This window comes from Methanoculleus sp. (assembly GCF_035363275.1).
GTDB lineage: Archaea > Halobacteriota > Methanomicrobia > Methanomicrobiales > Methanoculleaceae > Methanoculleus.
In genome coordinates this window covers 13,717-39,830 of the sequence record NZ_DAOSET010000004.1, presented here as the reverse complement: position 1 = coordinate 39,830, position 26,114 = coordinate 13,717, and the positions used below count along the sequence as shown (strand labels likewise).

The window sequence follows — 26,114 nt, the reverse complement described above, 5'->3', positions numbered from 1 at the left end:
TGAATGCAACGCTCAACCATCAACCCTCTTTTTCTCGCCGGGACTGTTTCCTGCCGCCATACCCGGTTCGATCAGGGTGACGGACCCTGTACGGCGTCTCCCTGCCGACTGAGATACCTTCCGGGTATAGGCCTTCATAATATCTGTCCGGGTGATGAAGCCGGAGAGCACCCCCGGATCATCTGCCGGAACAACAGGCAGGTGGTGAATGTCGTGCTCGGTCATCAGGTCCAGGGCATCGCGCAACGTACAGGCATGGTGAACGGTGAATACCCGTGAGCTCATGGCCTCCTTCACCAGGACGTCATGCTCGCCGTTTATCCGGTTATCTCTGACATCATCGAGAGCGATGATGCCGACGAGTTTGCCCTCCCCATCGAGCACCGGAAACCCGGTGTGCAGTGTCTCGTCGATCAGGTGGAGCACCCGTCCAACCCTGTCATCGGGCGATACAGCCAGGATCCGGTCACGGGGCACCATAATATCGCCGGCATGGATATCCTGGAGGATTTCAACCATATACTCGTCCCTGTGAGCAGGAGATTGGGACCGGTCCAGCACCTGCTCACGGAAGATGGTGGACTGGCCGATGAGAATGACCGCCACCGAGACAGCGCCCATCGCCGGCACGAGCAGGGAGAAGTCGCCGGTCATCTCTACGACCATGATCATGACCGCGATGGGTGCATGGGAGATCGCACCGAAGAGGGCGATCATCCCGACGACGAAGAAGACCGGCACGGATTCTGCGGGCACGATGCCGGGGAGCGCGAGGTGCAGCAGGGAACCGAAGGCCCCTCCTGTCGCCCCCCCGATCACCAGTCCCGGTGCGAAGACGCCGCCGCTCCCCCCCGAGCCGATGGTGAGCGATGTCGTCAGGATCTTTGCAAACGGGAGGAAGAGCAGCACCCCGACGGGGAGCATGTTATAGAGGGCAAGTTGCGCAAAGCCGTATCCGGTTCCGAGGCTCCCGAGCCCGACGATTGCCGCTTCGGGAGAGAGGGCCGCAAGAGCAAGGACGAATATGCCGGTGAGAAACGCCCCGGCAAGGGGTTTGAAGTGATTCGGGAGGTTGAACCGGCCGAATATCTCCTTAAAAATCCTGTTCGTCCCATAGAAGGCGTTTATGTAGATCAGGCCGACTGCCGTCGAGACCACGCCGAGGAGGATGAAGAACGGGATCTGAAAGACGTTCCAGGAGGTCGCCGCGGGACCGAAGACCGGTTCAAACCCTTCGACCAGGCCGAACATGGCATATCCGATGACAGAGGCCAGAAACGCGGGAACGATCGCTTCGGTCTCGAAGTCCTGCTTGTAGAGGATCTCCGCGGCGAGGATTGCCCCGCCGAGAGGTGCCATGAAGATCGTGCCGATCCCGGCGCCGACACCGGTGGCGATGGCAAGCCTCCGCTCGCGGGGGGAGAGGCCTAACAGGTCGGCGGCGATCGAACCGAAACCGGCCGAGATCTGCGCGGTCGGCCCTTCACGGCCCGCGCTTCCTCCCGTCGAGATGGTCAGGATGGCGGTGACGGCTTTAACGAGAGGGACACGCCAGCGTACCCGCTTTCCTCCGTGAAACGCCCTGATCGCTGCATCGGTCCCGTGACCTTCCGCCTCCGGGGCAAGGGTGTAGACCAGGATGCCGGAGAGAAGCCCCCCGAAACAGATGACGGGGAGGATCATCCAGAGGTGATCGGGAGGAGCCCACTGGCTGATATCCTGGAGGGTCTGCCCTTCCTTCGGGAGGTTGAACCCGACGATGCCTTCCATGAAAAACGCAGTTCCCAGTTTCAGCCCTTCAAAGAAGAACAGGGCACCGAGGCCGGCGATAAGCCCGACGATGATGGCGATAAGTATGACCCTCCTGTAAGGAGTGACGGCTTCCTCGATCTGCATGAAATCTATGAAATATTTTTCATACGACCTGATATGTTATTTGATTAATTCCCAGTGGAAGTACATTGTTTTTGAATGCACATTGCCGGCCGGCGCTCCCGGTACGGTCTGTGGTGTGGGACGGGAAGATATAGTGTCTGAAGGACGATTCCTGCCTGAGAGGGCACGGAGCGCTTACACCGGATCCGGAAGCAGGTCTCCCGGTGCACCAGGCACTGCTCCTCCTGGAGGGATTGCCCAATCTGATTGGCTGCAGCGCGGAGGAGAAAGTTCCCTTGAGCCCTGTAGGATCCTGCTTCGTTCATGTTCCTGGCTGCGCACGTCCGGCTCCTGCGCCAGCTGCGGCCGGCACGTCCGTCGTGCCGTGCATCGGCCGTCGGGTGACGGGTGGGCGCGCAGCCCGAACCGGGATGCCCCTCCTCCAGCCGTTCGGCACTCCTCTCCAAAATCCGCTGTACATCTTCCAAAGACGCCTGATAACGCTCCTGCAGCGTCCGAACGGCGTCTTCCGAGTTACACGGTCATCATGCGGCGGGAGGGGGACCCTTCCCGGGAGCATACCCCCTGATCGGTCTACAGGGCAGGCTGTACCCGAGGCATGCGTCGGCTACTGCGGCACCACAAAGGCTTACGCCCACGGTGTCTGCAGTCCGCCTGAAGCGAGGTCCGGCACGGAACCGGAGACTGCTCTGGAAGCGAGGCGCTGGCCGGCCTTCTCTTCAAAACAAAGTTAATCTGCCTGACTGAAAGCCGGTCCCTGATGGTCATTCCTGCGCGCATGTCAAGTGCGGTGATAATGCCGTATTTTTTCTGTCCCGGAAGGGGGAATGGGCTACTGCCGGAGACCGGGCGCGCCTGCTCCCGGAATACCGTCGAACATCCCCTAAAACTACCTATATTCTGCGTGGTCTCCAATCCGAAGGTTAAAGCGTTATTTATTGATTCTTCATGTTTAACTATGGAAATTAACTTACAGCGACGATAAATGCCCCAAATGAGGCTCCGTCACCGGGGCACAGCGATCATTTCGAAACCTATTAATAGCACTCTTAAATTACTGATTAATTAGACCTATCCATTCGGATTACTTGATGGTATAGGTAGGACGTTTAGAGAGGTGTATGAAAAATGGTATTCCATCCTCCAGTTGCTATCGTAGCAAAAGCAGGTGATGCCGGGAAGTACAAGGTCGGACTGCCGGCCTGGAACATGCTCCTGCGTGGTGTCCTCTCCGGAGCCTTCATCGCGATGGGTGCTGCCCTGGCGACGGTCTGTTCGACCGGTATCCAGGCAACCGACGTTGCGATGCGGTTCGGTGCGGCAAGCCCCGGTATCTCCCAGCTCGTTCTGGGTGCTGTCTTCCCTGTCGGACTTATCATCACAATCATGACCGGTGCCGAACTCTTCACCGGCGACGCGATGCTCGCCCCCATGGCAGCGTTCGTCCACAAGGTCAGCTGGGCAAGCGTGCTCAACCTCTGGGTCTGGGTATATATCGGCAACTTCATCGGGTCGGTAATCTTTGCGTACATCATGGCATACGGGCCGTGTGTCAGCTACGATGCCGCCGGAGTCGCAACGGTCACCGCATTTGGTACGAGAGCGATAGGCATAGCGGCCGCAAAGACAGGTTACGTCGGTGGTATGGCGCTCTGGTCGTGCTTCCTGAAGGCAATTGCCTGTAACTGGCTCGTCAACCTTGCTGTCCTGCTCGGTATCTGCGCCGACGACGCGATCGGTAAGATCGTCGGTATCTGGTTCCCGATCTTCGCCTTCGTTGCCAGCGGGTTCGAACACAGCATTGCGAACATGTACTTCATCCCGGCGGGTATCTTCGTCACAGGTATTGACCCCACAAAGGCAGTCGCGACGGTCAACTGGGTGAACATGTGGACCAACAACGTAATTCCGGTCACACTCGGCAACATCGTCGGCGGTCTGTTCTTCGTCGGTGTCCTCTACTGGGTCGCATTCAGAAAGGAAATTGCAGCCCTTAAGTAGATCTAAGTAGACCTGATTAACGATGCAGATCGGAAATATCAAAGTGAGGGTGTCGGCCGTTGTACTGGCCGTCTTCCTCTTTTTTGTTGTCTTGATGGCAGCGTATGTCCTCACTACAGGGGATGTATACCTGCTGATCTGGGGCGTACCTGTGGCCGTCATGCTGGTTCTCATACCGCTAGCGCTCAACTACATGAGCCAGTCACAGTATACGTCACTGGTGCCTATGTACGAAGCAGAAGCGAAGAACGCCCGGATACGGGAGATCAACCTAAACATGCTCGGGGAACCGGTACGCATAAAGGGTGTCGTCGAACGTGTGTATTTCCAGTTCCTCAACCGGCCGCAGTACCTCGTCGCCGACCGGACCGGTGAGATATCGGTCAAGATGTTCACCTCGCCGGCACACAACGTACAGAAGGGGGATGTGGTCGAGGTGCTCGGGACGGTCGTCAAACGCTACATCCTGTCCGGGGATGCGGTCATCAACTGCGTCTCGATACGAAAAATCGAGAAAGTCCAGTAATCCTGATGCCCCCGGGGCGTCAAGCAATTCAGTGAAGGGACAGTTGACACAGGATAGGATCCTGCCAACATCACCTTCGCGCGTTTCTTCTCAAAATGTCGTATCAAGCCCGTCGTCGATCGGCCGGACCACCGGTCTTGTGTTGAGGTCCTGAACGTACTCCTCGAAGAGATGGATCCGGGTGCTCACCGGGAACGGTATCCCGATGGTGCTGATGACCGCTTCTCCCGGTTCAAGCGTCTGGATCTCGGTGTCCAGGCGCGATAGGTCCTGCTTTGCGCTGCTTGCGATGATATCGCGGTCTCCCCGGTCTGAGAGCCCCATCACGACGAAGGTGTTCAACTGGGCAAGGACCCGGGCGTCGATGTTCTTCGGCTGCTGGGTCACCACACAGAGCCCGACACCGAACTTTCTCCCCTCCATCGCGGCTTCCCGGAAGATCTGGGTGCTCCCGGGTCCTGACCCCAGCACCCGCTGCGCCTCCTCGATGGTGATCAGCACCTGCTTTGGCTCCTCATCGCCTCCGGCCCCTTCCCCCTGGTGGTTGCGCATGATCTTGCGCGTTATGATCGAGAGGACAAAGAGTTCGCTCTGCTCGCTCATTCCCGGGATATCGATCAGGACGACCTTGTTCTCGTGGAGCGCCTTCACGATCTCCGGGATCGAGGAGCCCTGGCGCCGGAAGAAGCCCCGGTTCCGGTTCATCATGCCCGTGATGCGCCGCTGCATCACCGAGAGCGTGCTCGGTGAGAAGTTCTTTAAGTCCCGGGCAATCCGGGGATGGCGGCCGGTGTAGGTCTCGGCGTCGAAGGTTGCAAAGTCGGTGGTCTGGAAGAAGTCGATCACGTCGGAACCCGGCGTGCTCTCGAGCATCTCCACGACCTCGCGCTGGGGCGGAGAGTGCTCGTAGAGCAGGAGGAGGTCGGGCGCCCTGAAGTCGTCGTGGTCAAGGTAGAGCTGGTCCAGACGGTACTTCTTCCGGAACTGCTCCGACCGGGTGGAGAAGACGGAGAGCCCGTCCCGGCCGGCCTGGTAGTGCAGGAGTCCCCGGGTATCCTTGCCGCTCGACGACCGCCCGCCCGCCACGTACTCGCCGTGCGGGTCGACGATGAGCAGCCCGAACGCCCGGGCCTGCATACAGGATGCGCAGAAGACCTTCATGAAGTTGCTCTTCCCCATGCCCGTCGTCGCGAAGACGCCCATGTGCTGGCGCATGACGGTTGAGGGGAGAGCGACCTGCACGTCCTGCAGGACGTCCTGGCCGGTCTTCATCACCCCGACCTCGATATCGCCCATCACCTGCCGGAGGAATGCAAAGTCATCCGAGCCCGGCCGCTCCACGCGGGAGAACTTCGCCGGAATTGTCCGGGGTTTTCGGAAGGTGCCGTCAGCGCCGACGTACCCGAGCGGGAGCGCCTCGACGAGGATGAAGACGTCCTCCCCTATGGTGTAGAAGTGCTCGGTATGGGGCCGGGTGTCCCAGTTCGGGTCGGAGAAGTTGCAGTCGTGGAGGAGGTCGCTCACTTTGGCAAAGAACGTCAGCCCCTTGACGTCGTCGGTGATCTTCAAGATGTCCCCGAGAAAGAGTTCTTCGTCGTGGGGGACGGCAAACCGGTAGCTGAGCACCCGGTCCCCGATCAGGCGGTATTTCGAGGCGTCGCCGCCGTCAATATCGATCAAATTCATCGTGGTAGTCTCCAAAGATGCCGGTGTAATCGGCAAAGGTCATGCCGAGCAGGTCCATGTCCCGGACGATGTCCCGGCGGACCTGGTCAACCGCGTCCCTTCCGATCTTCGTGGTGAGGTGGGCGTCGAGGAGCGGGTACGGGTAGCCCGTGACCCTCCCGTCGTCGGCAAAGAACGCGAGCGCCGAGAAGACCCGTTCGACGTTGTCCGGGCCGTAGTATTTCGGGATCTCCACCTTGAACGCCCGCTGTGCCCGCGGGTGCAGCCGCGTAACGTACTGCTCGCCCCGCTGCTTCCAGGGGCGTGCCTCCTGCCGATCGATGAGGCCCTCGGCGGCGGAGACGCAGAGATACCAGGGCTCACGGACGGAAAGTTCGCGAGCAAGCCCCTCTGCCGCCGGGATGATCGGGTGCCCCCCACCCCAGGTGAGCGACGTTCGTTTCGTCACCGCGGCGATGAGCACCCCCCGGAGGTTGCAGAGGTTCAAGAGTCTCTCGATGACCTCGTCATGGCTTGCATGGCGGACCTGGAGCGTGCCGTCGAGGACGATGAGGTCCCCGGTATCGAGTTCCGCGGCCATCTCCATCGCCGCCCAGTACTCGAGGGTGTCGCGTATGACGGCGGTGTTCCGGACCGGGTCGTCGTGGTCGAGGTGCGCCTTCGGGGTGCAGTGAAAACAGTCGTAAAAGAGCGTGTCGAAGTCCTCGTTCCCGGTTCCCGGGTTGACCGTAACGACGTAGAGGGGCGTCGTACGGTGGCAGAGGCGGGCACTGCCGGCATACGCGCTGACCGATGCCCGGACGGCGGCGATGGCGAAACTGCCTGCGTCGAGAATTATGGTGTTGCTCCCGTCCACCGCGCAGACTGCCCCGTCGAACTCGGGCCGGCAGCAGCGGTATGATGACGTATCAAACCCGCTGCACGCCGAAAACCGCTCGGGAAGGTCCTCGGGGGCGGACTCCCGGATCCTTCCGGCGACCCGCCGGATGGCGTCCTGGTAAAAGGTCTTCCGGTCCATCATTCGAACTCCCGGACGCGGCTTGCCTGGTCCGCCCCCATCTCGACCATGAGCGTCGTCGAGAACTCATCCTGGACCTCGGTGATATGGGATATGAGGAGAATCTGGGGGAAATGAGCCTCCTGGGTCCGGAGCGCCCGCAGGAGGTTATTACGCCGCCCTTCATCCTGGCTCCCGAAGATCTCGTCGAAGATCAGGAACGTGGAGTCGTGCACCCCGTTCACCTCGGCAAGGAACCGGGAGAGGGCGACCCGGAGGGCGATGGCGATGTCGTCCTGCTCTCCGCCGCTGAACCGGTCGGCCGGGTAGTCGTCTCCCATATCGTGGACGAGGACGGTGAAGTCGTCGTCGAGCATCACCGTCCCGTAGCGCCCATCGGTGATCTCGGCAAGCACCCTCCCCGCCTCCTCCTCGATCCTGTCCCTGACCACCTGCAGGAGGTAGTCCGTGTAGTCCTTGATGAGGGTGCGGGTCAGTTTCAGGCGCCCGATCTCCCTGGTGAGCGTCTCCTGCTGCCGGGAGAGGTCCTCCGCCCGGGAGAGCCTCCCTGCCTCATTCTCGATCTCTGCCGCCAGGCCGGTTATGCGAGCGGTGATTGCGTACCGCTGCTCCCGTGCCGCCGCAACCTCCCGCTCGCGGCCCGCGACTGCCTCCTCTGCTGCCGCGACCGCTCGTTCGTCAAACCCGAGGTCGCCGATGGCCGCCCCGACCCGGAGCAGGTCGGCCTCCCGACTTGCGAGGAGGTCCTGCTTTGCCTTGAGCGTCTCGAAGAGGCGTGGAACCTCCTCGAGGCGGACCCGGAGCTCAAGCGCTCTCCGGTGCGCCGCTTCGGCACGGCTGCACTCCTCACCAAGGCGTGCGAACCGTTGCGGGTCAAACGAGAGGCGGATGAGTTCAGCCCGGGCGACCTCCAGCCTCTGCCGGAGAGCGTCGACCCGTGCGAGAACAGCCTCCTGCTCCTTCTCCAGCGCCGGTCGCCGCGCGAGACGGGCCTGTGCCTCCGCGTAGGCGCGGTATGACCCCTCAAGTGCCTGCGCTTCGGCATCAAGGCGCTGCCGGACCACGGGGTCGAACCCGATCCGGGATACCTTCGCCTCGGTCTCCTCTTTTCCGGCGAGGTAGCCCTCGACATCCTTGATGAGCCGCTGCCGCTCCTCCTGGAGGGCGGGGAGGCGGCTGCACTCGCCCCGGAGGGTGTCGGCCGCTGCCCGCTTCTCCACGAGAGCGTGGATGCGCTCCTTGAGGGCGATATGCACCGCCGGATCGTATTCGTCCATGCCGAGCGCCTGCATCGCCGCACGGTGTTCTTCGGCCTCGGCCCGCCACCGCTGCACGCTCCTTCTGCTCTGGTCGTGCCGCGACGAGTAGAGCGCGTGCTGCTCCTTCAGGCGCTGGCAGTCGATGCGCTGCCGGGAGAGGTCCTGCAGAGCGGCGACGAGGTTCTTGCGGTCGGCGGTCGCCCTCGTATACTCGTGTTCGAGGTCTGCAAGCGTGGCCTGCATCGACGTGGTAGCGGCTGCAAGGTCGCCAACCAGTTCCTCGTAGTGCTCGCCGAGTCCCTGGTGGCACGTCGGGCAGGAGCCTTCCGGGCCTGCGGCGAGGATCTCCGCCCGGTGTTCGGCCAGTTTCCGGATCTCGTCGCGGATCGCCTCCTGGCGTTCGGCACAGGCGCTGATCCGGGATGTCAGGTAGTCTTTCCGGCTCTCCGCCGACTCGATCTCCCCCTCGATGGCGCCCATCCCGGCGAGCTGTCGGGCAAGCCCGGCGATCTCGCTCTCGAGCAGGCTCATCTCGTCTGTTGCGGCGCGGACCTCCCGGAGGCACCGCTCTTCCTGCCGGGCGTACTCCTGGGCTTTGAGAAAAGCCTCTTCCCGGGCCCGGAGGTAGTCGAGGTCCTCGATCTCCGCTTCGATCGCGCGAAGGTGTCGTGTCTTCTCCTCGATCGCTTCGATCTCCAGCCGATTCTCCCGGACACGGCGCTCCGTCTGGGAAAAGCGCTCGTCCATGCGGGCGAGTTCCTCACGGAGGGCGTCGTACTCCGGCTGGAGTGCCTTCATCGTCGTGAGACGGTCGCGGAGGGCCTGCCACTCCCCGACCTCCCGGGCAAGGGCGGTAACCGCCTCCTCGTCCTCTGCAAGTGCGGTGAGTTCGGCCTCAATCTTCGCGTTGCGTTCTCCGTACTCGCGGACCTGCTCGTTTGCGGCATGCACCTCGAGGACCCGGCGGTCGGTTGCGGCCTTCGCCTCCGCCATCACGACCATCTCCGCCTTCAGAGGTTCGTAGCGGTCGGCGAGAGGCGTGAGTTCTGCAAGTTCGGCCTGCAACCGCCGCCGCTCTGCGATCTCCGCCTCCCCCTCCCGGCACTCGGCACGGAGTCGTGTGATCTCCGCCGTGAACACCTCCTCCTCGTTTCTGAGGTGGAGATACCGTTCGCGCACGGAGAGCAGCCGGTCGCGTTCTCGTCGGGCATCCTCGAGCAACTCCACGGCACGCCTATCGATGGCACCTGCCTTCTCTGAGGCTTCTTCAACACCGGCGAGATCGGTGTGGAGTGCCGAGAGGCGGTCGCGGATCCCGTCTGCATCGAGCTCCCGGAGCCGCCCGGAGAGTTCCAGGAAAACCCCTTCCCGGGCATCGACCACCTTCTTCAGGTCTTCCATGCTGTCTTTCCTGAGGTAATCGATGCCCAGCACCTGCATGAACCAGTCCTTCCGGGACCCGGCCCGGCTCTCGATCAGGGCAAGGAGTTCCTTCTGCCCGGAGTAGATGGTGTTCCGGAGGTCTCCCGGGCCCATGCCGACGATCCGCTGCACCTCCTCTCCTACCTTCTGGACGCTGCTCGCGAGAAGTCTCTGGTTCAGGTAGAGGTTTGCCTCGTGGAGGGTCGAGGAGGGGCGGCGTTTGAACCTGCGGACGACGGCGTAGTCGTTGCCGGCGACCCGGAAGTCCAGGCGGACCTCGCAGACGTCCTGTGGGCCGGCAAAGGAACTGACGATGTAGTTTCCGTCGAGCCCGGTCCCCTGGAGGCCATAGAGGGCGAAGAGGATCGCGGCGACGATGCTGCTCTTGCCGGTCCCGTTGTTCCCGACGATGCCCGTGATGCCGTCCTGGAAGGCGATCTCCTGATCACGGAACCGCTTGAAGTTCCGCATCCGGAGTTTATTCAGCAGCACGCTCTCCCTCTTTATGGCGTGCGATGGCCGACCGGAGGACCGCCGTCCCGGTCCTCTTCACGAACTCTTCCTCGCCGGGGGCAAGGTGCTCCCGCTCCACGAAACGCTCGAACTCACCGATGTAGTCCAGACCGACGAGTGAGTCTTCGCAGAAGATCCGGGACGGATCGTCGGCGGTTATCACCTGCAGTTTGAGGTCCAGCACTTGAGCCCGGACGTCCGCGAGCGCCTTCTGGTCAAGTGCGCGGAGCGTCTCGCGCCGTATTCCATCGAGCGTGACCCGGCAGATCGCGCGGTCGATCCGCTCACCTGCGGTACCGGCCGCGTCGAGGATGCCCTCCACGACCTCACGGGCCGAGAGGCCGTCGCAATTGATCCGGCCGAGGCTGATCATGGGGGTGCGCGGGAGGTCGATCTGCTCGACCTCCCCGGACTCGAGGTCCACGGCGAGGCCGCCCTTCTTCTCCGCGATCTCTCCGTAGTTGCAGTACTCAAGTGACCCGCTGTACCAGGCGTTGTCGGCGACCTGCACCTGGCCGTGGAAGTGGCCGAGAGCGATGTAGTCGAACCGGTCCGAGAGGATCGTCGTGTCCAGTTCGTGCTCGGCGACGGTGTGCAACCGCCGGTCCTTCAGGATGCTCGCAAGGCCGTGGGTGACAAGCACGTCTGTGCCGCCGGAGTACTCGACCTCCGCAAATGCCGTCCGGTACCCTTCGGGGAGGAGCATATTCGGTATCAGGTGAAAGACGGTGTCCCCCAGTTCGACCCGCCGATAGCGGTTGTTGTGAGCGACGTAGAGGTCGCCTGCAGCGTAGCCTCCCCTCTCAAGCACCTCAAACGGCGATGCCGTATACCGGGTCTTGGCCATGCTGTGGTTGCCCGCAACCACGAGCACCGGGATCCCCGCGTCCCGCAGGCGGGAGAGGGCGTCGAGCGCCGTCGTGTAGGCGCGGGTCTTCGGTTTGACCTGGTGGAAGAGGTCGCCTGCATGGACGAGCGCGTCGGGACGCATCGCGATGATCCGGTCAACAGAGGCAAGGAAGTTGTCGTAAATGAACTGTTCGCGCAGGTTCATCCCGGTCTCCGGATCTACTCGGTTAAAAGCCGACAATCCGAGATGCGTGTCTGCTAAATGAACGATCTTCATGCCCACTAAATCTCCATGTCCCTAGAGTATAAATGCCTGTTCAGCGCGGTGTGAAAGTGTGCGGCATAGGCTCAGTGCCCGAAACACGCGTAACCTAATATATCCTCACTGATATTTGTATGGTGATCTCGTGTCAAAAAGAGCCGTTGACGCAGTTTTTCAGGCACTCTTCCTCCTCTCCGACATCCGATTCCTCCTGCGGGAGACAGCCCCGCAGCACGACCTTGACGAGGCAGAGCAGAAGCGTGCCGCAGCCACGCTCGAGAAGGTGAAGCGGCAGATCGCAGTCATCGAAGAGGAGCTGGTCCGGTGAGGTGCGCAGTCGATATCGAAGCCCGTGACGTCGAGGAGATGTACATCAACATCGACCCGATCCAGGCCGGTGGGCGGCTCACTCCTGAAGCCATGAAAGCGGCGATATCCTTCGGCGACGGCTATTCGGTCTGCGACAACTGCCGCAACCCTCCCCGGCTCGACTATATCAAGAACCCCCCTATCGCGCAGTACCACGCGGACCTCGCCGCGTGGCTGAATATGGATACCGCGCGGGTGGTCCCGGGAGCGCGCCGGGGGTTCCAGGCGGTTGCAAGCACTCTCGTCTCGAAAGGCGACCCGGTCATCCTCACGGCGCTCGCCCACTACACCGAGTTCATGGCAATCGAAGCGGCGGGCGGGATCCCCCGGGAGATCCCGAAGGACGAAAAGAACCACATCACTCCCGATGCCGCAGCAGAGAAGATCGAGGCGGTGATCCGGGAGTTCTCGCGGACCCCGCCCCTGCTCTTCGTCGACCACGTCGACTACCAGTTCGGGAACGTCCACGACGTCGCAGGAATCATCAAGGTCGCCCACCAGTACGACATCCCGGTCCTCGTCAACGGTGCCTACACCGTCGGGATCATGCCTGTCGACGGCAAAGCGCTCGGCGCCGACTTCGTGGTCGGGTCGGGGCACAAGAGCATGGCGGCCCCGGCGCCCTCCGGTGTCCTCGCGACGACGAACGAGCACGCAGCGCGGGTCTTCCGGATGACACAGGCAAAGGGAGACGTCACCGGCCGGACGTTCGGCATGAAAGAGGTGGAGATGATGGGCTGCACCCTGATGGGCGTCACCGTCGTCGGGATGATGGCCTCGTTCCCCCACGTCAGGGAGCGGGTGCAGCACTGGGAGACCGAGGTGGCGCATTCGCAGGCGGTCACGGATGCCCTCCTCTCCATCGAGGGGACAAAGGTCCTCTCCGACTACCCCAGAAAGCACACCCTGACCCGGATAGATACCCGCGGCTCCTTCGATATGGTGGCACAACGGCACAAGAAACGTGGATTCTTCCTCGCAAGCGACATGAAGAAGCGGGGGATCACCGGGGTCATCCCCGGCTCCACGAAAGTCTGGAAGTACAACACCTTCGGGTTGACGGAAAAACAGATCCGGCACGTCGGGGAGTCGTTTGTCGGAGTTGCGCAGGATAACGGGCTGAATACTGTCTGAGGAACCCCGAGACATTTTTTCTTTTGGAACCGGTGCGTGCGGGCCGGAGCGTTATCCGGTCTATCGTGTACCTGAACTCTCCGGGGGAGTTCGCAACCACCCTTCGCTTGCGTAACCCATGCACGACTTTCCAGTGGATATCGCGTCTGGGGGACGGTCCACTGTACCGGGCTTTGTCCCGTTCTTGCCCATAACAACGAATAGAATATTCTAAGGCTCAAAGAGCCACAAATTTTCGGGATCTGTGTTCCGCGATGGTTCGAAATGCAAGTACTCTCGGGCGGCGTTGCACCTAATTCCTCACCCAACCTCCTCAACCACCCCGTTCTTTGCGCGGTACACCCGCACCGTCGCCGCCGCCCGCTCCGCGAGGCTCCCGACGCCGATCTCTTCCTCGATCCCGGCGATCGTCGCCGCGGGTGCCGCCGTCGAAGGGTAGCGGGGGGCGACTGCGCATCCGACATCCCCCGGATGGGCCTCGAACGTCCCGATTGCGCGTGCGCGCTCGATGATCTCCTCCTTATCAAACCCGATCAGCGGCCGGAGCACCGGCACGGACGCCGCCGGAGCGATCACCGTCATGTTCGCCAGCGTCTGGGAGGCCACCTGCCCCAGGTTGTCGCCGTTGACGAGCGCGTAGGCGCCGCGTCTTTCGGCAAGGATGCCCGCCACCCGGAGCATGAACCGCTTGCAGAGGATGCACCGGTAACGGGGCTCCTTCAAGGCCGTGATCGCTTCAAAGAACGGTTCCATATCCACGACGAGGAGGTCGAGCGGGTGCCCCGGAACCCAAGCAGAGAGCCGGGCATGGTTCTGCAGAACGTTCTTCTCCGTATCCTCACCCCCGAACCGCCCGCTGTGCATGTTAAGGTGGACCATCAGGCATCCTCGGCGCATCATCAGCCACGATGCAACGGGCGAGTCGATGCCCCCTGAGAGGAGGGCCATAACCTCCCCCTGCGTCCCGTAGGGGAGCCCGCCTGGCCCGCCGATCCTCTCATCGTAGACGAGGCCGCCGAACTCCCGGGCTTCCACGAAGACCTCGTAGTCGGGCGCCGTCAGGTTCACCCTGGCCTCCGGGATCCGGTCGAGGACGGCCGAACCGACCGCCGCCCCGAGTTCCTGGCTGTTGAACCCCGTAACACCCGACCTGCGTGCCCTGACAGCAAACGACATCCCCGGCCGGAGGCGCCGTTCTGCATGCAGAACGGCTGCGGCCGCGATACCGTCGATATCGGCGGCGGTCATCGTGCAGACGCTGACGCTCACCACGCCAAACGTCCTCGCGGCGATGGCGGCGATCCGCCGGGGTTCGTCGCCGAAGATCAGGACCCTCCCTCGGGGGGTCTCGATGCGGTGGGTGAGTCCTTCGGCCTCCAGCGCGAGGCTGATGTTCCCGGTCATCATCGATATGAACCGCCGTTTCACCGGCTCGCTCTTGAGGAAGATCTCGCCGTACCTGATCATCACTGTTTCCAAGAATCTGCACCTCCTTGGCAGCCCTCCGCGACCTCCCCCGGAGGGGCAAGACCGGTATCGAGACTGATGCTGCTCATCCGGATCCCGTGCCGCCGGGAACTGGTCGGCAGGAGAGGACTCTCCGGGAGAACGGAGAGCGCGACCGCGATCGGCTCGCAGGATTCGAGGAGCGCATCCAACAAGCAAACTCTTGTCATCTGCACTTCTTATGCTCGTTTGCCCTAGATGAATCTTCTCGAATTGCAGCAATCCCGATTCTCTGCGCGAAGAGCAAATGGTTTTTAACAGAGGCACTCCGAATGTGTACTGATATGGCGAAGAAAGCGAGTGCCAAACAGGCAGAACCCATGAAACTCTTCTATATTTTTTACAATCAGGAGCGCTGGGACAACTGGATAACGACGCTTGAGGAGGCGAACTTCGAGCTCGCCGAAGGCGAAGAGGTCTCGGAAGGTGAGCAGATGCTCTACGGTTTCACCGAAGACATCACCCTCTCGGTCTTAAAGATCATCCGCCTCTACCAGAACGGCCGGTTCACGAAGGAGGAGGCCGTCGCGAAACTCGACGATGTGGAGTTGATCGTCATGACCGGGCTTCCCGAGGGAGACCTCGAGGATATCGTCGGGTCGCTCCAGCTCTCGCTGCTGGTGCTCTTCACGGCCTGCCGGAAGTACCTCGAGAGCGAGTTCGATAAGGACATAAAGTCGCTCGTGAAGAAAGGCCGTGGTCTCGGTGAGGAGAACCTCGAAGAAGCGCTCGAGGTTGCGGCGAATATCGGGGCCGCCGTTGTCGATGGCGCCACCTGCTGTGCGAAGTACATCAAGGACGACGCTGAGAATCCCGGCCTCTTCGATGAGTGGCTCATCGAGATCGAGACCATGAGCAACGCCATGAAATCTCTCGCAAAGTTCGACGAGGAGCCCGGCGAGGCGTCGTGATTGCGGATAAGGCCCGGTTCCGGGCGGCACGGAGGCTGGAGCGGGCTGCAGGGTTCCGGCTCCCGGACCATGTCTTCTCGGGCGCCTTCCTCGAGTCGCTCGGGAAGGCGATCAACTTCGAGAACCTCGACCGGCGGATGCACGAACAACTCCTGGCTTTTTTCCGGGACTTCATGGATTGCAAGTGCAAGAACGCTCCCTTCTGCGGCTGCCCGGAACGCAAGTTCACCCTTGCCATCATCGAGTTCCGGGAGATGGGGCTCGACCACCGCCAGATCAGCGCCCACCTCCTTGATGAATACGGGATCGACCTCTACCCCGCGGACATCCTGAGTTTCCTTGAAGACTCCGTCCACATGCTCGAGGCGATACGGGACGTCGCCGAGCTGCAGGGAAGGGAGAGACTGGCGGAGAGCGCCATCGAGCATATCAAGAAGATAGAACACTAGGGCACGTTCCCTGCGGTCAACCCTCTGGCGTTCTGTCACCAGCCCGGGCGAAGAGAGGTCTCTAACGGGGTGCCGGTCAGAACTGTCTCTTCTCCCTCTCGACCTCGAAGTACCTGCCGGGGAGCATATACCCGATAAAATAGTTCAGCCGCAGGATGATGTTCTCCCGATAGGAGAGGTCAAGGCCGTTCATAGGGAGGCCGATGACTGCCCCGCCGAGGACGGACCTGCATATCGAGGTCCGGAACCCTTTCCGCTGCCTGAGGCCGGCCCCAAGCCACCGCCACCGCAGCGTATCGGAGACGTTCCCAAGCGCATGGTGGTGGTTGACGAAGATGGGCAGGATATACCATCGCAGATTCTTTCCAGCCAGATATTCGGCATAGAGAGCATCTTCTCCGCTTGAGAGGCCATCAAGGGCCGTGCACGCCACCACGCACTTCCGGCGCGTCACGCAGCAGCCGAATGCCCCGTTGCCCCCGAGCAGCGAGATCGGCCCGGCCGGCCGCCTGATATAACCGTCGTTATAAAGCGCACCGATGACTCCCGCATCCGGATATCGTCCGTCGGCCGAGGTCCGCAGGACCTCTTCCCACTCCGGGAGAAGTTCCACGTCGGAGTCGACGAAGGCGACAAGGTCTGTGTGGGCCTCGCATGCCCCGAGCCTTCTTGCGGCCCCGAGGATCGTGCCTGAAGAGATAATGTCGCAACCATATTCCCTGGCGATCGCCGTGGTCCGGTCGGTCGAGTGCTTATCGACGACGATGATCCTGTTCGGGCGCCCGTGTTGCCGGATTGACGAGAGCGCGAGCTCCAGCGTTGCGTCACTGTTCCAGGTAGGGACGATGTAATCGATGCTCCTCATGCCGTCGCAGCCCCCCGGTCTATCGGATTTCATCGCACATCAGGTTTGCCGTCGCATGGAGCGGGAGGGCGGTGTAACGGGTCCGGCTATCCCGCCCCGCCCGGGTTTCGCATCATGGGGGCGACGTTGCACCCCGCCATCTCCCCGAAGCAGAAGAGGAACCGGTCCTTGATACTCGTCGGCAGTTGTGCCTCAGGGATGGGCACAAACCCGAGTTTCCCGTAAAACTCGATCAGGGGGAGGGTCGAGTGGATGTAGATCGTCTCGGAGCCACATTCGTCGAGGAGTATCTGCACGACCTCCTTGGCGTACCCGTGCCCGCGGTGCTCATCCAGGGTGAAGACGCAGTCCATCTCGAGACCACCCGGGTGGCGGGTGCAGCGGGCTGTCGCGGCAAGGTCGCCATCGATAACGACACCGAAGATCCTCTCGCGTGCAGGATCGGCTTTCTGGTTCCGGTAATGTGTCCAGACCTTCTCTGCAAGCGGGAACTCTTCGCGTTTCAGTTCGCGGACTTCTTTCTTCATTGTCTTCCTCTCGTACAGATACGGATTGCCGCGCTGCTATTTCAATCAGATGGGCATAGTTCCCCTGCCTGTCGGGGAGGAGCTTTCCGGCCCGATCTCCGCTCTTCAGAGCACTCCCGGCCAGGGGATCCCGAGTTTTCCGGCAAGCTCCGTTAATTCGTCGTGGATGCCCCTGTCGATGCGGAGAAGCAGCAAGAAGTAGACCAGCCCGCCGAGGGCGACGACTGCAAGGACGAGAACGACGTTTGTGAGTGGGAAGAAGTACGAGAAGGCGATGATGACAGCCGCCATGACGAGTGCGGCAAGGACGATGTTGCCCACGGCCCGGGGCTCTATCCGCACCCGGATGCTCTGGGAGAGGGCACGGCGGGAGAGCATTGCGTTCAGCACCATGGTGACGAGCGTGGCCGCCGATGCCCCGACAATACCGTAGGCCGGGATGAGGAGGAGGTTCAAGCCGATGTTCGCGGCAACCGCGATTGCCGTCACCCGGAACGAGTCCTTCGGCCGGTCGAGGGCGTTTAAGCACATCGTCTGGAGGAACATGAAGACATGGGCAACCTGGACGAGCAGGAGGAGCGCGAGAGCCCCCGCCCCGGCGGTGGATGACGCCGTGTAAAAGAAGTAGAGGAGCCGCTCGCCGAGGATCCAGCCCCCGACAACGACCGGGATCGCGAGGAGGAGCGAGTAGGTGAAGGCACGGGCAAGCGCGCGCTCCACCGACGGGAGGTCGTCCTGCTTCCCCCAGTAGCTGATCTTCGGGTAGAGGGTGGTATGAAGCGCTATGGTGACGAACGTTGCGATGGAGGTGAGCTGGAGCGCCACCCGGTAGATGCCGACATCGGCCTCGGTCATGAAGTAACCTATTATGATGATATCGGCATACGAGAAGACGAGGTAACCGCCCGAACCGAGGAACGTCCAGAACGAGAAGGCAAAAAGGCTCTGGATGTGGGACCGGCCGAACCGTGCCGGGGAGAGTTCCAGGAAACGGAAATTGAAGAGTCCCGAAGCAAGGAGCCCGGCGACGAATCCGCCGGCCAGGCCCGCAATACCGTAGCCGAGGACGACCGCGACGATCTGGACGACCACACGGGTCAGGTTATCGATCAGGCCGCCGATCTGGTTGACGCCGACCTTCCCGCTGCCGTAGACGCTGTTTGAAGCGATGTTCGTGAAGACACTGACGGCCAGCGCGACGATCAGCCAGGGGAAGACTCCCGATTCGGTGAGGCCGGTGAGGTATGGCCGGGCGATGAGGAGAAAGCCCACCGAGACGGCCAGCAGCATCACCCGGAGGAGGCAGAACGCGGTGAAGTATGCGTTCTGGTCCTCACCCTCGCTGATCCGCTTTACCGCGGCGCCACCGAACCCGCCGTCCCCGATCAGGTTGAAAACGCTGAAGTAGGCGAAAAAAAGGTAATACGCGCCCAGTATCGACAGACCGACGGTATGGGTGAAGAACATTGTGGAGAGGAACCCGATCGCGGTGAGGCCCAGTGTCGAGGCGAGGCTGATGACGCTCTGGCGTTGAACTGGATCGATGCGCATGACACGGGCAAGATAACCGGAGGGCCGGAACACAGTACGGGTTTGGCCGTGGAAAACCTTATTGGTTTTGAACCCGAGCAGGAGGGCGACCACAGTCCGGCAGGACGGGTCTCCCCTGCTCGCGACGAGGGCAGCGATGCTATCATGGAGGACTACCGGGGTGAAATCTTGGACGTAGGGGTAATCGGTGTAGGAATGATGGGTAAAAACCATGCCCGCGTGTATTCGGAACTAAAAATGGTAAACTCGCTTTACCTGTACGACCTCAATGGGAATGCGGCACGCGACCTTGCCGGAGTCTTCGGGGCAACGGCCTCTCCGACTGTTGAAAGCCTGCTTGAGCGCGTGGACGCGGTGAGTGTCTGCGTCCCGACGCCTTATCACTTCCCGGTCGCCGAGCAGGTCATCGGCGCCGGGGTGCCACTGCTTATCGAGAAACCCATATGCGCGACGGCGGAGGAGAGTCGGCGGCTTATCAAGAAGATCCCTGACGGCCTCGTCGCCGGTGTCGGGCACATCGAGCGGTTCAACCCGATCGTCCCCGAGATCAAGAAGATCGTCCGGGACCCCCTCTACATCGAGATGAAGCGGCATAACCCGGCCTCTTCCCGGGTGAGCGGATCATCGGTCGTCGAGGACCTGATGATCCACGACGTGGATATCATGCGAAACGTCCTCCTCCCCGGAGGGGCATATCGCCTCTCCGGCAGCGGCAACGAGGACGTTTGCAGCGCCCTCTTCTCCTTCGGCGGGACCCCGGTCTATCTCTCCGCAAGCCGGAAGTCCTCAAAGAAGATCCGGATGATCTATATCGAGGAAGAGGAGTTCACCGTCGAAGGGGACTTTATGGCCCAGGAGATTTACATCCACAGAAAACCCGGGCAGTACGCGGTCGAAGATGAGCGCTACGTGCAGGAGAACATCCTTGAGAAGGTGCTCGTGAACAAACAGGAGCCGCTGAAACTCGAACTCTCGACGTTCCTCGAATGCGCGGCACGAGGAAAAGAGTTCCCGGTCAGCCCCGCACAGGCACTGTTGAATATACAGATCTGCGAGGATGTTGCGCGATGCTTCTCACCCACGATGGTGTTGGCATGAGCGGCAGGTTACAATCGATCATCAGCGGTAGAGGCCCTATCAAGACGATTGGTGTCGTCGGGATGGGCTACGTCGGCATTCCCGCCGCGGTGCTCTTTGCGAACGCTCCCGGGTTCGAGTCCGTTCTCGGGTTCCAGCGGGCCTCCCCCTCCTCCGGTTACAAGGTCGCTATGCTGAACCGGGGTGAGTCCCCGCTCAAGGGTGAGGAGCCGGATCTGGAGGATCTCCTCGGAAAGGTCGTTGCTGCCGGAAAGTTCCGGTGTACATCGGACTTCGAGGAGGTCGCGGCGTGCGACGCGGTGACCCTCGCGATCCAGACGCCCTTTGCGGATCCAAAAGACCTCATCCCCGACTTCTCGGCCCTTACCGAGGGCCTCCGCGCAGTGGGGAGGCATCTCTCCGAGGGGACGCTCGTTGTCATCGAGTCGACCGTCACCCCCGGCACGACCGAGTGCATGGCCCGCGAGATCCTCGAGGCGGAGTCGGGCCTCGTCGCCGGCGAGGAGTTCGCGCTGGCACACGCCCCTGAGCGGGTGATGGTCGGGCGGCTGCTCCGGAATATCCGCGAGCACGACCGGATCGTCGGCGGGATCGACGAGGTCTCGACGGCGCGGGCGGTCGAACTCTACCGCCCGGTCCTGACGGCAGGGAAGATCATCGCGATGACCGCGACCGCGGCCGAGGTGACGAAGACCGCCGAGAACGCCTTCCGTGACCTCCAGATCGCTGCAGCAAACCAGCTGGCGCTCCACTGCGAGGCGATGGGCGTCAACGTCTACGACGTCCGGGCGGGGATCGACTCCCTCAAGGGTGAGGGGATCACCCGGGCGATCCTCTGGCCGGGTGCCGGGGTCGGCGGCCACTGTCTCACGAAGGACTCCTGGCACCTTGAGCGGGGGGCACAGGTTCTCGGCGGCGACCTCTGGTACCCGCACGGGGCCGAGTCTATCTTCGGCGTCGCCCGGAAGCTCAACGAGTTCATGCCCGAGCACATGGTCTACCTGACCGTCGAGGGGCTCAGGCGGGCCGGGAAGCCCCTTGCGGGTGCAACGGTCACGCTCCTGGGGTGGGCGTTCATCCAGAACTCCGACGATGCCAGAAACACCCCCTCAGAACCCTATCTCGCGGTGATGAAAGAGGCCGGCGCTGAAGTCAGGGTCCACGATCCGTTCGTGGATCAGTACCCGGGCATCGAGGTCTCGCACGACCTCGATGAGACCCTCGTGGGCGCGGACGCCGTCGTCGTCTTCACGGCTCACCACCACTACGCCTCCCTCGACCCTGCCCGGACAAAGGAACTCTCGGGCCGGGAGCACCCGGTGATCGTCGACGGCAGGAACGTCGTCGATCCGGATGCGTTCATCCGGGCGGGCTTCGTCTACAAGGGCATCGGCCGGGGTGACAGGAACGGCCATCCGATCCGGGAATAACCATGAAGATCGCATCGTTCATCGGCGCCCGGCCGCAGTTCATCAAGTGCGCCCCTGTCTCCCATGAACTCAGAAAAGAGCACGAGGAGATCCTCGTCCACACCGGTCAGCACTACGACCACGGGATGTCGGAGGTCTTCTTCGAGGACCTCGCCATACCGAAGCCCGACTACAACCTCGGCATCGGCTCCGGGACCCACGGTCACCAGACCGGGGCGATGCTTGGGGCGATCGAGGACGTCCTTGAAAAGGAGGAGCCCGATGTGATCCTCGTCTACGGCGACACGAACTCGACCCTCGCGGGGGCGCTCGCGGCGGCAAAACTCCACATCCCGGTGGCGCACGTCGAGGCGGGGCTCCGCAGTTTCGACCGCCGTATGCCCGAAGAGATCAACCGGGTGCTCACCGACCATTGTTCGGATCTTCTCTTCTGCCCGACGGAGACGGCCGCTAGAAACCTCGCGGCCGAGGGGGTCACGAAGGGCGTCCACCTCGTCGGGGATGTGATGTATGACGCGATGAACTACAACCGTCGGGTCGCAGAAGAGCGCTCCCGGATCCTTGAAGATCTCGAGGTTCGACCGGGGAGGTACCTCGCCGTCACCGTCCACCGGCCCTCGAACACCGACGATCGTGAAAATATGGTCGCCATCATCGGTGCCCTCGGAGAGGCCGGAGTTCCGATCGTCTTCCCGGCCCACCCGCGGACACGGCGTTTCCTCAACGAATACGGCCTCCTTGCGGCGATGCCGAAGAACGTTCGGGTCATCGAACCGCTCGGCTACCTCGATATGCTCCACCTGATAGCGCATGCGGCAAAGATCCTCACCGACTCCGGCGGCGTCCAGAAGGAGGCCTACATGCTCGGCGTGCCCTGCATCACCCTCCGGGAGAACACCGAGTGGGTCGAGACGGTCGAGGCCGGGTGGAACGTGCTCGTCGGGGCGGAGCAAGAGTTGATTACAGACGCAATTCACGCGTTTTCACCGGTATCGCGGCAGAAGAACCTGTTCGGCGATGGGGATGCCTGCATTCGAATCAGGGAGATTCTCACCGGGTTTCAGGGTGCCCCGCCCGGGTGAAGGTCCGCAGCATGCACAGGCCCGCGATCCTGTTTCTCACGAGCAGCCTCTCCTCTTTCGTAGAAGGGGACCTGCACATCCTCGAGGCGAGTTACCCTGTCCGGGAGGTCGCCACCGGGGGCGGCCCGACCGGGAGCTTCGGGCGGAGGCTCTCCCTGGTGCTCTCGATCCTCTCCGGGGTTCTCAGGACTGATATCGTCTTTTCGTGGTTTGCCCATAACCACTCGTATCTCGCGGTCAGGGCGGCGCGACTGCTCCGGAAGAAGTCCCTGGTCGTCATAGGCGGTTATGAAGTGGCACATGAACCGGAGCTCGGGTATGGCGCGCTCCAGGACCCGGCCATGGCAGGAAAAGTCCGGTATATTATAGAGAACGCCGACTGCACCCTCGCGGTCTCGGAGTTCAGCAGGAGGGAGATCCTCGCGGTCGCACAACCCCGCCGGCTTGAGACGGTCTACAACAGTGTCGACACGTCGTTCTTCTCTCCCGGAGGCCAAAAAGAGAGTATCGTCCTCACCGTGTGCCTCGTCAGCACGGCAAATATCAGGGTGAAAGGGCTTGATACCTTCATCGATGCGGCCCGTCAGATCCCCCAAACGCGGTTCGTCCTCATCGGCCGGGCCCTTGACGACGCCCTTGAACTCCTGAAACGAGATGCTCCCGATAACGTTGAGTTTGTCGGGGCTGTCGGGCAGGATGAGCTCATCGGCTGGTATCGCCGGGCGAAGGTCTACTGCCAGCTCTCCTACCGGGAGTCGTTCGGCGTCGCGCTTGCCGAGGCGATGTCCTGTGAGTGCGTCCCGGTGGTGACGGACCGGGGCGCCCTCCCGGAGGTTGCAGGCGATACTGGTTTTGCGGTCCCGTATGCTGATACGCAGGCGACGGTCGATGCCATATCGCGAGCCCTCATCGCCGATGCGGGACCGGCTGCGCGGAAGAGGATTTGCGAACTCTTCTCTCGCGAGCAGAGGGAACAGAAACTTCGCCGGATAATTGCGACGCTGCAGTCGTGACCTGCTCATCACTCTCCTGCAGGCCGGCTCTGGAACCATCGTTTCACTGCCCGTTCGTCCTCTGCCCGGAAGGGCTCTTTCTGCAATAAAGTATAAGTGTCTCTTCGGTATAGTTGGGTCCATTCGGTCCTCCTGTTCGTGCCCGAAGATAACCCGGGGGGAAGGCTCCGGGCAGGGAGGCCTGAGACCCCGCTATGCGCATCTGCATGCTCACCACAACTCACCGGCCCCATGACGGCCGAATATTCGAGAAAGAGGCGAAGAGCCTGGCAAAGGAGCACGACGTCACGATCATTGCCCCGTCGGACGCCGGAAGCTTCGGAGAGGACGGGGGCGTGCGGGTCGTCGCCGTCCGGAAACCAGCATCGAACCTCCTTCACCCGGTGACGCTCTGGCGGGCGTTTCGGGCGTGCCTGGACCTGGAGTGCGACGTCTACCACTGTCATGAGCCCGACGCCCTCCTCATAGGGGTCCTTGCGAAGTACCTCAAAGGGAAACAGCTCGTCTATGACATTCACGAGCACTGGCCCTCGGAGATCCCGTTCGATCTCGGCATCCGGAACGGCACGCCGGCGCAGAGGGCGCTATCCACACTCGTCTCAAGCGTGGAGATTGCGCTGACCCACCTGGCCGAGAGCACGTTTGCCGTCAGCGAGAGCGTTGCCGCCCGGTTCAGGGAGAGGGGGTTTGAGCCGACTATCCTCTCAAATTACTCGATCGCCGACCTTGATATTCCTTATAACCCTGACCGGAACGGTCGAAACCTCATGCTCATGGCAGGCAGCATGCAGTCGTTCCACGGGGTCGGCAAATGCATCGAGGCTGTATGCAGGGTCAGGGAACGCTATCCCGATGTATCCCTCACGCTCGTTGGGAACGTTCGAGAGAACCTCGACGCAGGTATCGGTGGATCCGGCGAGAGCGGGTTCATCACCTCCACCGGTTTCCTTCCCTATCGGGCGATGTACGAGAAGCTGAGTGAAGGCACTGCAGGACTCCTGGTCTTTCAGCCGACGTACTATAACATCTCGATCGGCCTGCCGAACAAGCTCTTCGACTACATGCTCCTGGGGCTTCCGGTCATTGCAAGCGACCTGCCGGAGATTCGTATGGTCGTCAACAGAGCTGACTGCGGCATCCTCGTCGATCCGTCGAGCGTAAGCGATATCGCTGACGCAATCACCTACATCTTCGATCACCCGGAAGAGGCGCGGAGGATGGGTGCAAACGGAAGACAGGCGGTTCTCGAGACGTACAACTGGTCCAGAATGGAGGCGGACCTTCTGCAGACGTATCGGAGCCTGAGCACTACATCCTCCACAATGGAGTGACCGGCAGTTAACAGGATTCCTACAGCATCTCGATCTCCCTGACTGCCGTTAGGTCTGCCGTTAGGTACTAGTAGCCGGCAGTCAATGTGAGTACTCATTATGCTCACCACCCTCATCCTCGACTTCGACGGCGTCGTCGTCGAATCCCTCCCGTTAAAATCCGCCGCGTTCAAAAAGATCTTCTCCTTCACTCCCGAGCACCTCGACGAGATCATTGCCTTCCACCTCGAGAACGGCGGGATGTCCAGGTATGACAAATTCCGCCATATCTACGCAAACATCCTCCATGAGCCGCTCACCCCCGAACAGGAGGAGCGGCTCGCGGGCGAGTACGTCGGGCTGATCTTTGAATCCATGCTCACCGTCCCCTACGTCGAAGGGGCGAGAGAACTTCTCGAAGACTGCTCCCGGCTGCTCCCGCTCTATATCGTTTCCGCGACCCCGGAGGGCGAGATGCTGGAGATCGCCCGCCGCCGCGACCTCACGAAGTACTTCGTCCGGATCTACGGCTCGCCGAAGACGAAGGCCGAGTGCATCAGGGAGATCCTTGAAGAGACCGGCGCCTCGCCCGATGAGGGCCTCTTTGTCGGCGACGCTCCGAACGACTGGCAGGCGGCATACGAGACCGGTGTGCGGTTCGTCGCGAGGATCCCGCCTGGCGACCCGGATCGCTTTGCCGGGCGGCCGGGGGTGGAGAGGATCGTGGCGAACCTTCATGACCTCCGGGAGTATCTACGGGGGAGTGTATGCTCATCCCGATCTCGTACCCCCTGAACCGGGCAGCCCCGCTCTACCCCGGCACGGAGCCGCTCACGATCACCACGACGAAATCCTTTGAGAAGGGTGATGCGGAAGAGAAAAGCCTGATAACGTTTTCCAGCCATGCCGGGACGCACATCGATCTTCCCCGGCACTTCTGCCCGGGCGGAGGCTCGGTCAGGGGCCTCCTTGCCCCGGAAGCGGTCTTTGAGCCCGCACAGTGCATCACGGTCCCGATCACCGGGGCGGAACCGATCCGGATCTACGACCTCCTTCCTCATATCGATGCGATCCGGACCTCACGCGCGCTCTTCATCCGGACCGGCAGCGGCCGGCTCAGGGAGAGCGACCCGGCCGCCTATGCAGAGAGGCACCCCTGGGTACACCCCGAAGTGCCGGACTTCCTCCGCATGGAGAACCCGGCCCTCAGGCTGTTTGGGATCGATACCATCTCCATCGCCGTCCCTGCAGAGCCGGAGGAGGGCGCGGAGGTCCACCGCGGGTTCCTCTGCGGATCCCCGCACATCTTCCTGCTCGAGGACGTGGACCTCTCCTACGGCCGGCTGCTCGAAGGGCCCTGGGTCCTGCGGGTCTACCCGATGGTCTTTGACTATCTCGAGGGAGTGCCGGTGGTGGCGCTCGCGGAGTTCGGGTGAG

The 26,114-nt window shown here is 61.9% G+C and carries 23 protein-coding genes; 13 read left to right on the top strand and 10 right to left on the bottom strand.

Annotation, left to right across the window (positions count from 1 at the left end):
• Positions 1–12: 12 nt before the first annotated feature.
• Positions 13–1,896, bottom strand: a complete 1,884-nt coding sequence (locus PLN84_RS01425; protein ID WP_292384624.1) for a chloride channel protein — start codon at positions 1,894–1,896, stop codon at positions 13–15.
• A gap of 1,128 nt (positions 1,897–3,024) precedes the next feature.
• Between PLN84_RS01425 and PLN84_RS01420 the strand changes: the two genes are divergently transcribed.
• On the top strand, positions 3,025–3,897 hold the full coding sequence (locus PLN84_RS01420) for a formate/nitrite transporter family protein (RefSeq protein WP_292384622.1): 873 nt from the start codon (positions 3,025–3,027) through the stop codon (positions 3,895–3,897).
• A 22-nt stretch (positions 3,898–3,919) separates the two neighbouring features.
• Positions 3,920–4,423: a nucleotide-binding protein gene (locus tag PLN84_RS01415; RefSeq protein WP_292384620.1), complete on the top strand. Its 504-nt coding sequence runs from the start codon at positions 3,920–3,922 to the stop codon at positions 4,421–4,423.
• Positions 4,424–4,513: 90 nt separating this feature from the next.
• Here PLN84_RS01415 and PLN84_RS01410 read toward each other — a convergent pair whose 3' ends face one another.
• The 4 genes from PLN84_RS01410 to PLN84_RS01395 are packed head-to-tail and all read right to left on the bottom strand — an operon-like array spanning position 4,514 to position 11,447.
• The gene (locus PLN84_RS01410) at positions 4,514–6,109 is read right to left on the bottom strand and encodes an ATP-binding protein (protein WP_292384617.1); all 1,596 of its coding nucleotides are present in this window, start codon (positions 6,107–6,109) and stop codon (positions 4,514–4,516) included.
• Positions 6,090–7,130, bottom strand: coding sequence for a DNA double-strand break repair nuclease NurA (locus tag PLN84_RS01405; protein WP_292558744.1), 1,041 nt, complete (start codon positions 7,128–7,130; stop codon positions 6,090–6,092). The genes PLN84_RS01410 and PLN84_RS01405 overlap by 20 nt, the downstream gene beginning before the upstream one ends.
• Positions 7,127–10,300, bottom strand: a complete 3,174-nt coding sequence (locus tag PLN84_RS01400; RefSeq protein ID WP_292384614.1) for an SMC family ATPase — start codon at positions 10,298–10,300, stop codon at positions 7,127–7,129. Before PLN84_RS01400 ends, PLN84_RS01405 begins: the two co-directional genes overlap by 4 nt.
• Positions 10,287–11,447, bottom strand: a complete 1,161-nt coding sequence (locus PLN84_RS01395; RefSeq protein ID WP_292384612.1) for an exonuclease SbcCD subunit D — start codon at positions 11,445–11,447, stop codon at positions 10,287–10,289. Before PLN84_RS01395 ends, PLN84_RS01400 begins: the two co-directional genes overlap by 14 nt.
• 130 nt (positions 11,448–11,577) lie before the next feature.
• On the opposite strand from PLN84_RS01395, the gene PLN84_RS01390 reads away from it, so the two are divergent.
• Together PLN84_RS01390 and pscS are read left to right on the top strand one after the other, a co-directional pair.
• A complete protein-coding gene (locus tag PLN84_RS01390; RefSeq protein ID WP_292384611.1) occupies positions 11,578–11,760 on the top strand; it encodes a hypothetical protein in 183 nt (60 codons plus the stop codon).
• A complete protein-coding gene (gene pscS / locus PLN84_RS01385; RefSeq protein ID WP_292384608.1) occupies positions 11,757–12,935 on the top strand; it encodes an O-phospho-L-seryl-tRNA:Cys-tRNA synthase in 1,179 nt (392 codons plus the stop codon). Before PLN84_RS01390 ends, pscS begins: the two co-directional genes overlap by 4 nt.
• A gap of 300 nt (positions 12,936–13,235) precedes the next feature.
• Here pscS and thiI read toward each other — a convergent pair whose 3' ends face one another.
• Both thiI and PLN84_RS01375 read right to left on the bottom strand, forming a co-directional pair.
• Positions 13,236–14,405, bottom strand: a complete 1,170-nt coding sequence (gene thiI, locus PLN84_RS01380; RefSeq protein WP_292385236.1) for a tRNA uracil 4-sulfurtransferase ThiI — start codon at positions 14,403–14,405, stop codon at positions 13,236–13,238.
• Positions 14,402–14,611 carry a hypothetical protein gene (locus tag PLN84_RS01375; RefSeq protein ID WP_292384607.1) on the bottom strand — a complete coding sequence of 70 codons (210 nt, stop codon included), beginning with the start codon at positions 14,609–14,611 and terminating at the stop codon, positions 14,402–14,404. Before PLN84_RS01375 ends, thiI begins: the two co-directional genes overlap by 4 nt.
• Positions 14,612–14,725: 114 nt before the next feature.
• On the opposite strand from PLN84_RS01375, the gene PLN84_RS01370 reads away from it, so the two are divergent.
• Positions 14,726–15,352, top strand: coding sequence for a DUF2150 family protein (locus tag PLN84_RS01370; protein ID WP_292384606.1), 627 nt, complete (start codon positions 14,726–14,728; stop codon positions 15,350–15,352).
• A complete protein-coding gene (locus PLN84_RS01365; protein ID WP_292384603.1) occupies positions 15,349–15,801 on the top strand; it encodes a DUF5814 domain-containing protein in 453 nt (150 codons plus the stop codon). The genes PLN84_RS01370 and PLN84_RS01365 overlap by 4 nt, the downstream gene beginning before the upstream one ends.
• A gap of 76 nt (positions 15,802–15,877) precedes the next feature.
• On the opposite strand, the gene PLN84_RS01360 is transcribed toward PLN84_RS01365, so the two are convergent.
• The 3 genes from PLN84_RS01360 to PLN84_RS01350 form a co-directional block, all read right to left on the bottom strand.
• The gene (locus PLN84_RS01360; RefSeq protein WP_292384601.1) at positions 15,878–16,699 is read right to left on the bottom strand and encodes a glycosyltransferase family A protein; all 822 of its coding nucleotides are present in this window, start codon (positions 16,697–16,699) and stop codon (positions 15,878–15,880) included.
• Positions 16,700–16,752: 53 nt separating this feature from the next.
• On the bottom strand, positions 16,753–17,193 hold the full coding sequence (locus PLN84_RS01355) for a GNAT family N-acetyltransferase (RefSeq protein ID WP_292384599.1): 441 nt from the start codon (positions 17,191–17,193) through the stop codon (positions 16,753–16,755).
• A 105-nt stretch (positions 17,194–17,298) separates the two neighbouring features.
• Positions 17,299–18,957 carry a polysaccharide biosynthesis C-terminal domain-containing protein gene (locus tag PLN84_RS01350; RefSeq protein ID WP_292384597.1) on the bottom strand — a complete coding sequence of 553 codons (1,659 nt, stop codon included), beginning with the start codon at positions 18,955–18,957 and terminating at the stop codon, positions 17,299–17,301.
• Here PLN84_RS01350 and PLN84_RS01345 point away from each other — a divergent pair.
• The 7 genes from PLN84_RS01345 (at position 18,940) to PLN84_RS01315 (ending at position 26,113) form a co-directional block, all read left to right on the top strand.
• Positions 18,940–19,842, top strand: a complete 903-nt coding sequence (locus PLN84_RS01345; protein ID WP_292384595.1) for a Gfo/Idh/MocA family oxidoreductase — start codon at positions 18,940–18,942, stop codon at positions 19,840–19,842. The two genes, PLN84_RS01350 and PLN84_RS01345, sit on opposite strands and share 18 nt — an antisense overlap.
• A complete protein-coding gene (locus PLN84_RS01340; RefSeq protein WP_292385235.1) occupies positions 19,839–21,272 on the top strand; it encodes a nucleotide sugar dehydrogenase in 1,434 nt (477 codons plus the stop codon). Before PLN84_RS01345 ends, PLN84_RS01340 begins: the two co-directional genes overlap by 4 nt.
• Positions 21,273–21,274: 2 nt before the next feature.
• The gene (gene wecB, locus PLN84_RS01335) at positions 21,275–22,354 is read left to right on the top strand and encodes a UDP-N-acetylglucosamine 2-epimerase (non-hydrolyzing) (protein ID WP_292384593.1); all 1,080 of its coding nucleotides are present in this window, start codon (positions 21,275–21,277) and stop codon (positions 22,352–22,354) included.
• Between the two features lie 11 nt (positions 22,355–22,365).
• A complete protein-coding gene (locus PLN84_RS01330; RefSeq protein ID WP_292384592.1) occupies positions 22,366–23,367 on the top strand; it encodes a glycosyltransferase family 4 protein in 1,002 nt (333 codons plus the stop codon).
• Positions 23,368–23,573: 206 nt separating this feature from the next.
• A complete protein-coding gene (locus PLN84_RS01325; RefSeq protein WP_300033068.1) occupies positions 23,574–24,698 on the top strand; it encodes a glycosyltransferase family 4 protein in 1,125 nt (374 codons plus the stop codon).
• Positions 24,699–24,797: 99 nt separating this feature from the next.
• Positions 24,798–25,472, top strand: a complete 675-nt coding sequence (locus tag PLN84_RS01320; protein WP_292384588.1) for an HAD hydrolase-like protein — start codon at positions 24,798–24,800, stop codon at positions 25,470–25,472.
• Entirely contained in the window at positions 25,445–26,113 is a 669-nt protein-coding gene (locus tag PLN84_RS01315; RefSeq protein ID WP_292384586.1) for a cyclase family protein, read from the top strand. Before PLN84_RS01320 ends, PLN84_RS01315 begins: the two co-directional genes overlap by 28 nt.
• Position 26,114 lies beyond the last annotated feature (1 nt).

Excerpts from the sequence above, each read along its gene's own strand:
- PLN84_RS01425 (WP_292384624.1), bottom strand. The coding sequence starts at position 1,896 with ATGCAGATCGAGGAAGCCGTCACTCCTTACAGGAGGGTCATACTTATC.
- PLN84_RS01420 (WP_292384622.1), top strand. The coding sequence starts at position 3,025 with ATGGTATTCCATCCTCCAGTTGCTATCGTAGCAAAAGCAGGTGATGCC.
- PLN84_RS01415 (WP_292384620.1), top strand. The coding sequence starts at position 3,920 with ATGCAGATCGGAAATATCAAAGTGAGGGTGTCGGCCGTTGTACTGGCC.
- PLN84_RS01410 (WP_292384617.1), bottom strand. The coding sequence starts at position 6,109 with ATGAATTTGATCGATATTGACGGCGGCGACGCCTCGAAATACCGCCTG.
- PLN84_RS01405 (WP_292558744.1), bottom strand. The coding sequence starts at position 7,130 with ATGATGGACCGGAAGACCTTTTACCAGGACGCCATCCGGCGGGTCGCC.
- PLN84_RS01395 (WP_292384612.1), bottom strand. The coding sequence starts at position 11,447 with ATGAAGATCGTTCATTTAGCAGACACGCATCTCGGATTGTCGGCTTTT.
- PLN84_RS01375 (WP_292384607.1), bottom strand. The coding sequence starts at position 14,611 with ATGACAAGAGTTTGCTTGTTGGATGCGCTCCTCGAATCCTGCGAGCCG.
- PLN84_RS01370 (WP_292384606.1), top strand. The coding sequence starts at position 14,726 with ATGGCGAAGAAAGCGAGTGCCAAACAGGCAGAACCCATGAAACTCTTC.
- PLN84_RS01360 (WP_292384601.1), bottom strand. The coding sequence starts at position 16,699 with ATGAAATCCGATAGACCGGGGGGCTGCGACGGCATGAGGAGCATCGAT.
- PLN84_RS01355 (WP_292384599.1), bottom strand. The coding sequence starts at position 17,193 with ATGAAGAAAGAAGTCCGCGAACTGAAACGCGAAGAGTTCCCGCTTGCA.
- PLN84_RS01345 (WP_292384595.1), top strand. The coding sequence starts at position 18,940 with ATGATGGGTAAAAACCATGCCCGCGTGTATTCGGAACTAAAAATGGTA.
- PLN84_RS01350 (WP_292384597.1), bottom strand. The coding sequence starts at position 18,957 with ATGGTTTTTACCCATCATTCCTACACCGATTACCCCTACGTCCAAGAT.
- PLN84_RS01340 (WP_292385235.1), top strand. The coding sequence starts at position 19,839 with ATGAGCGGCAGGTTACAATCGATCATCAGCGGTAGAGGCCCTATCAAG.
- wecB (WP_292384593.1), top strand. The coding sequence starts at position 21,275 with ATGAAGATCGCATCGTTCATCGGCGCCCGGCCGCAGTTCATCAAGTGC.
- PLN84_RS01330 (WP_292384592.1), top strand. The coding sequence starts at position 22,366 with ATGCACAGGCCCGCGATCCTGTTTCTCACGAGCAGCCTCTCCTCTTTC.
- PLN84_RS01325 (WP_300033068.1), top strand. The coding sequence starts at position 23,574 with ATGCTCACCACAACTCACCGGCCCCATGACGGCCGAATATTCGAGAAA.
- PLN84_RS01320 (WP_292384588.1), top strand. The coding sequence starts at position 24,798 with ATGCTCACCACCCTCATCCTCGACTTCGACGGCGTCGTCGTCGAATCC.
- PLN84_RS01315 (WP_292384586.1), top strand. The coding sequence starts at position 25,445 with ATGCTCATCCCGATCTCGTACCCCCTGAACCGGGCAGCCCCGCTCTAC.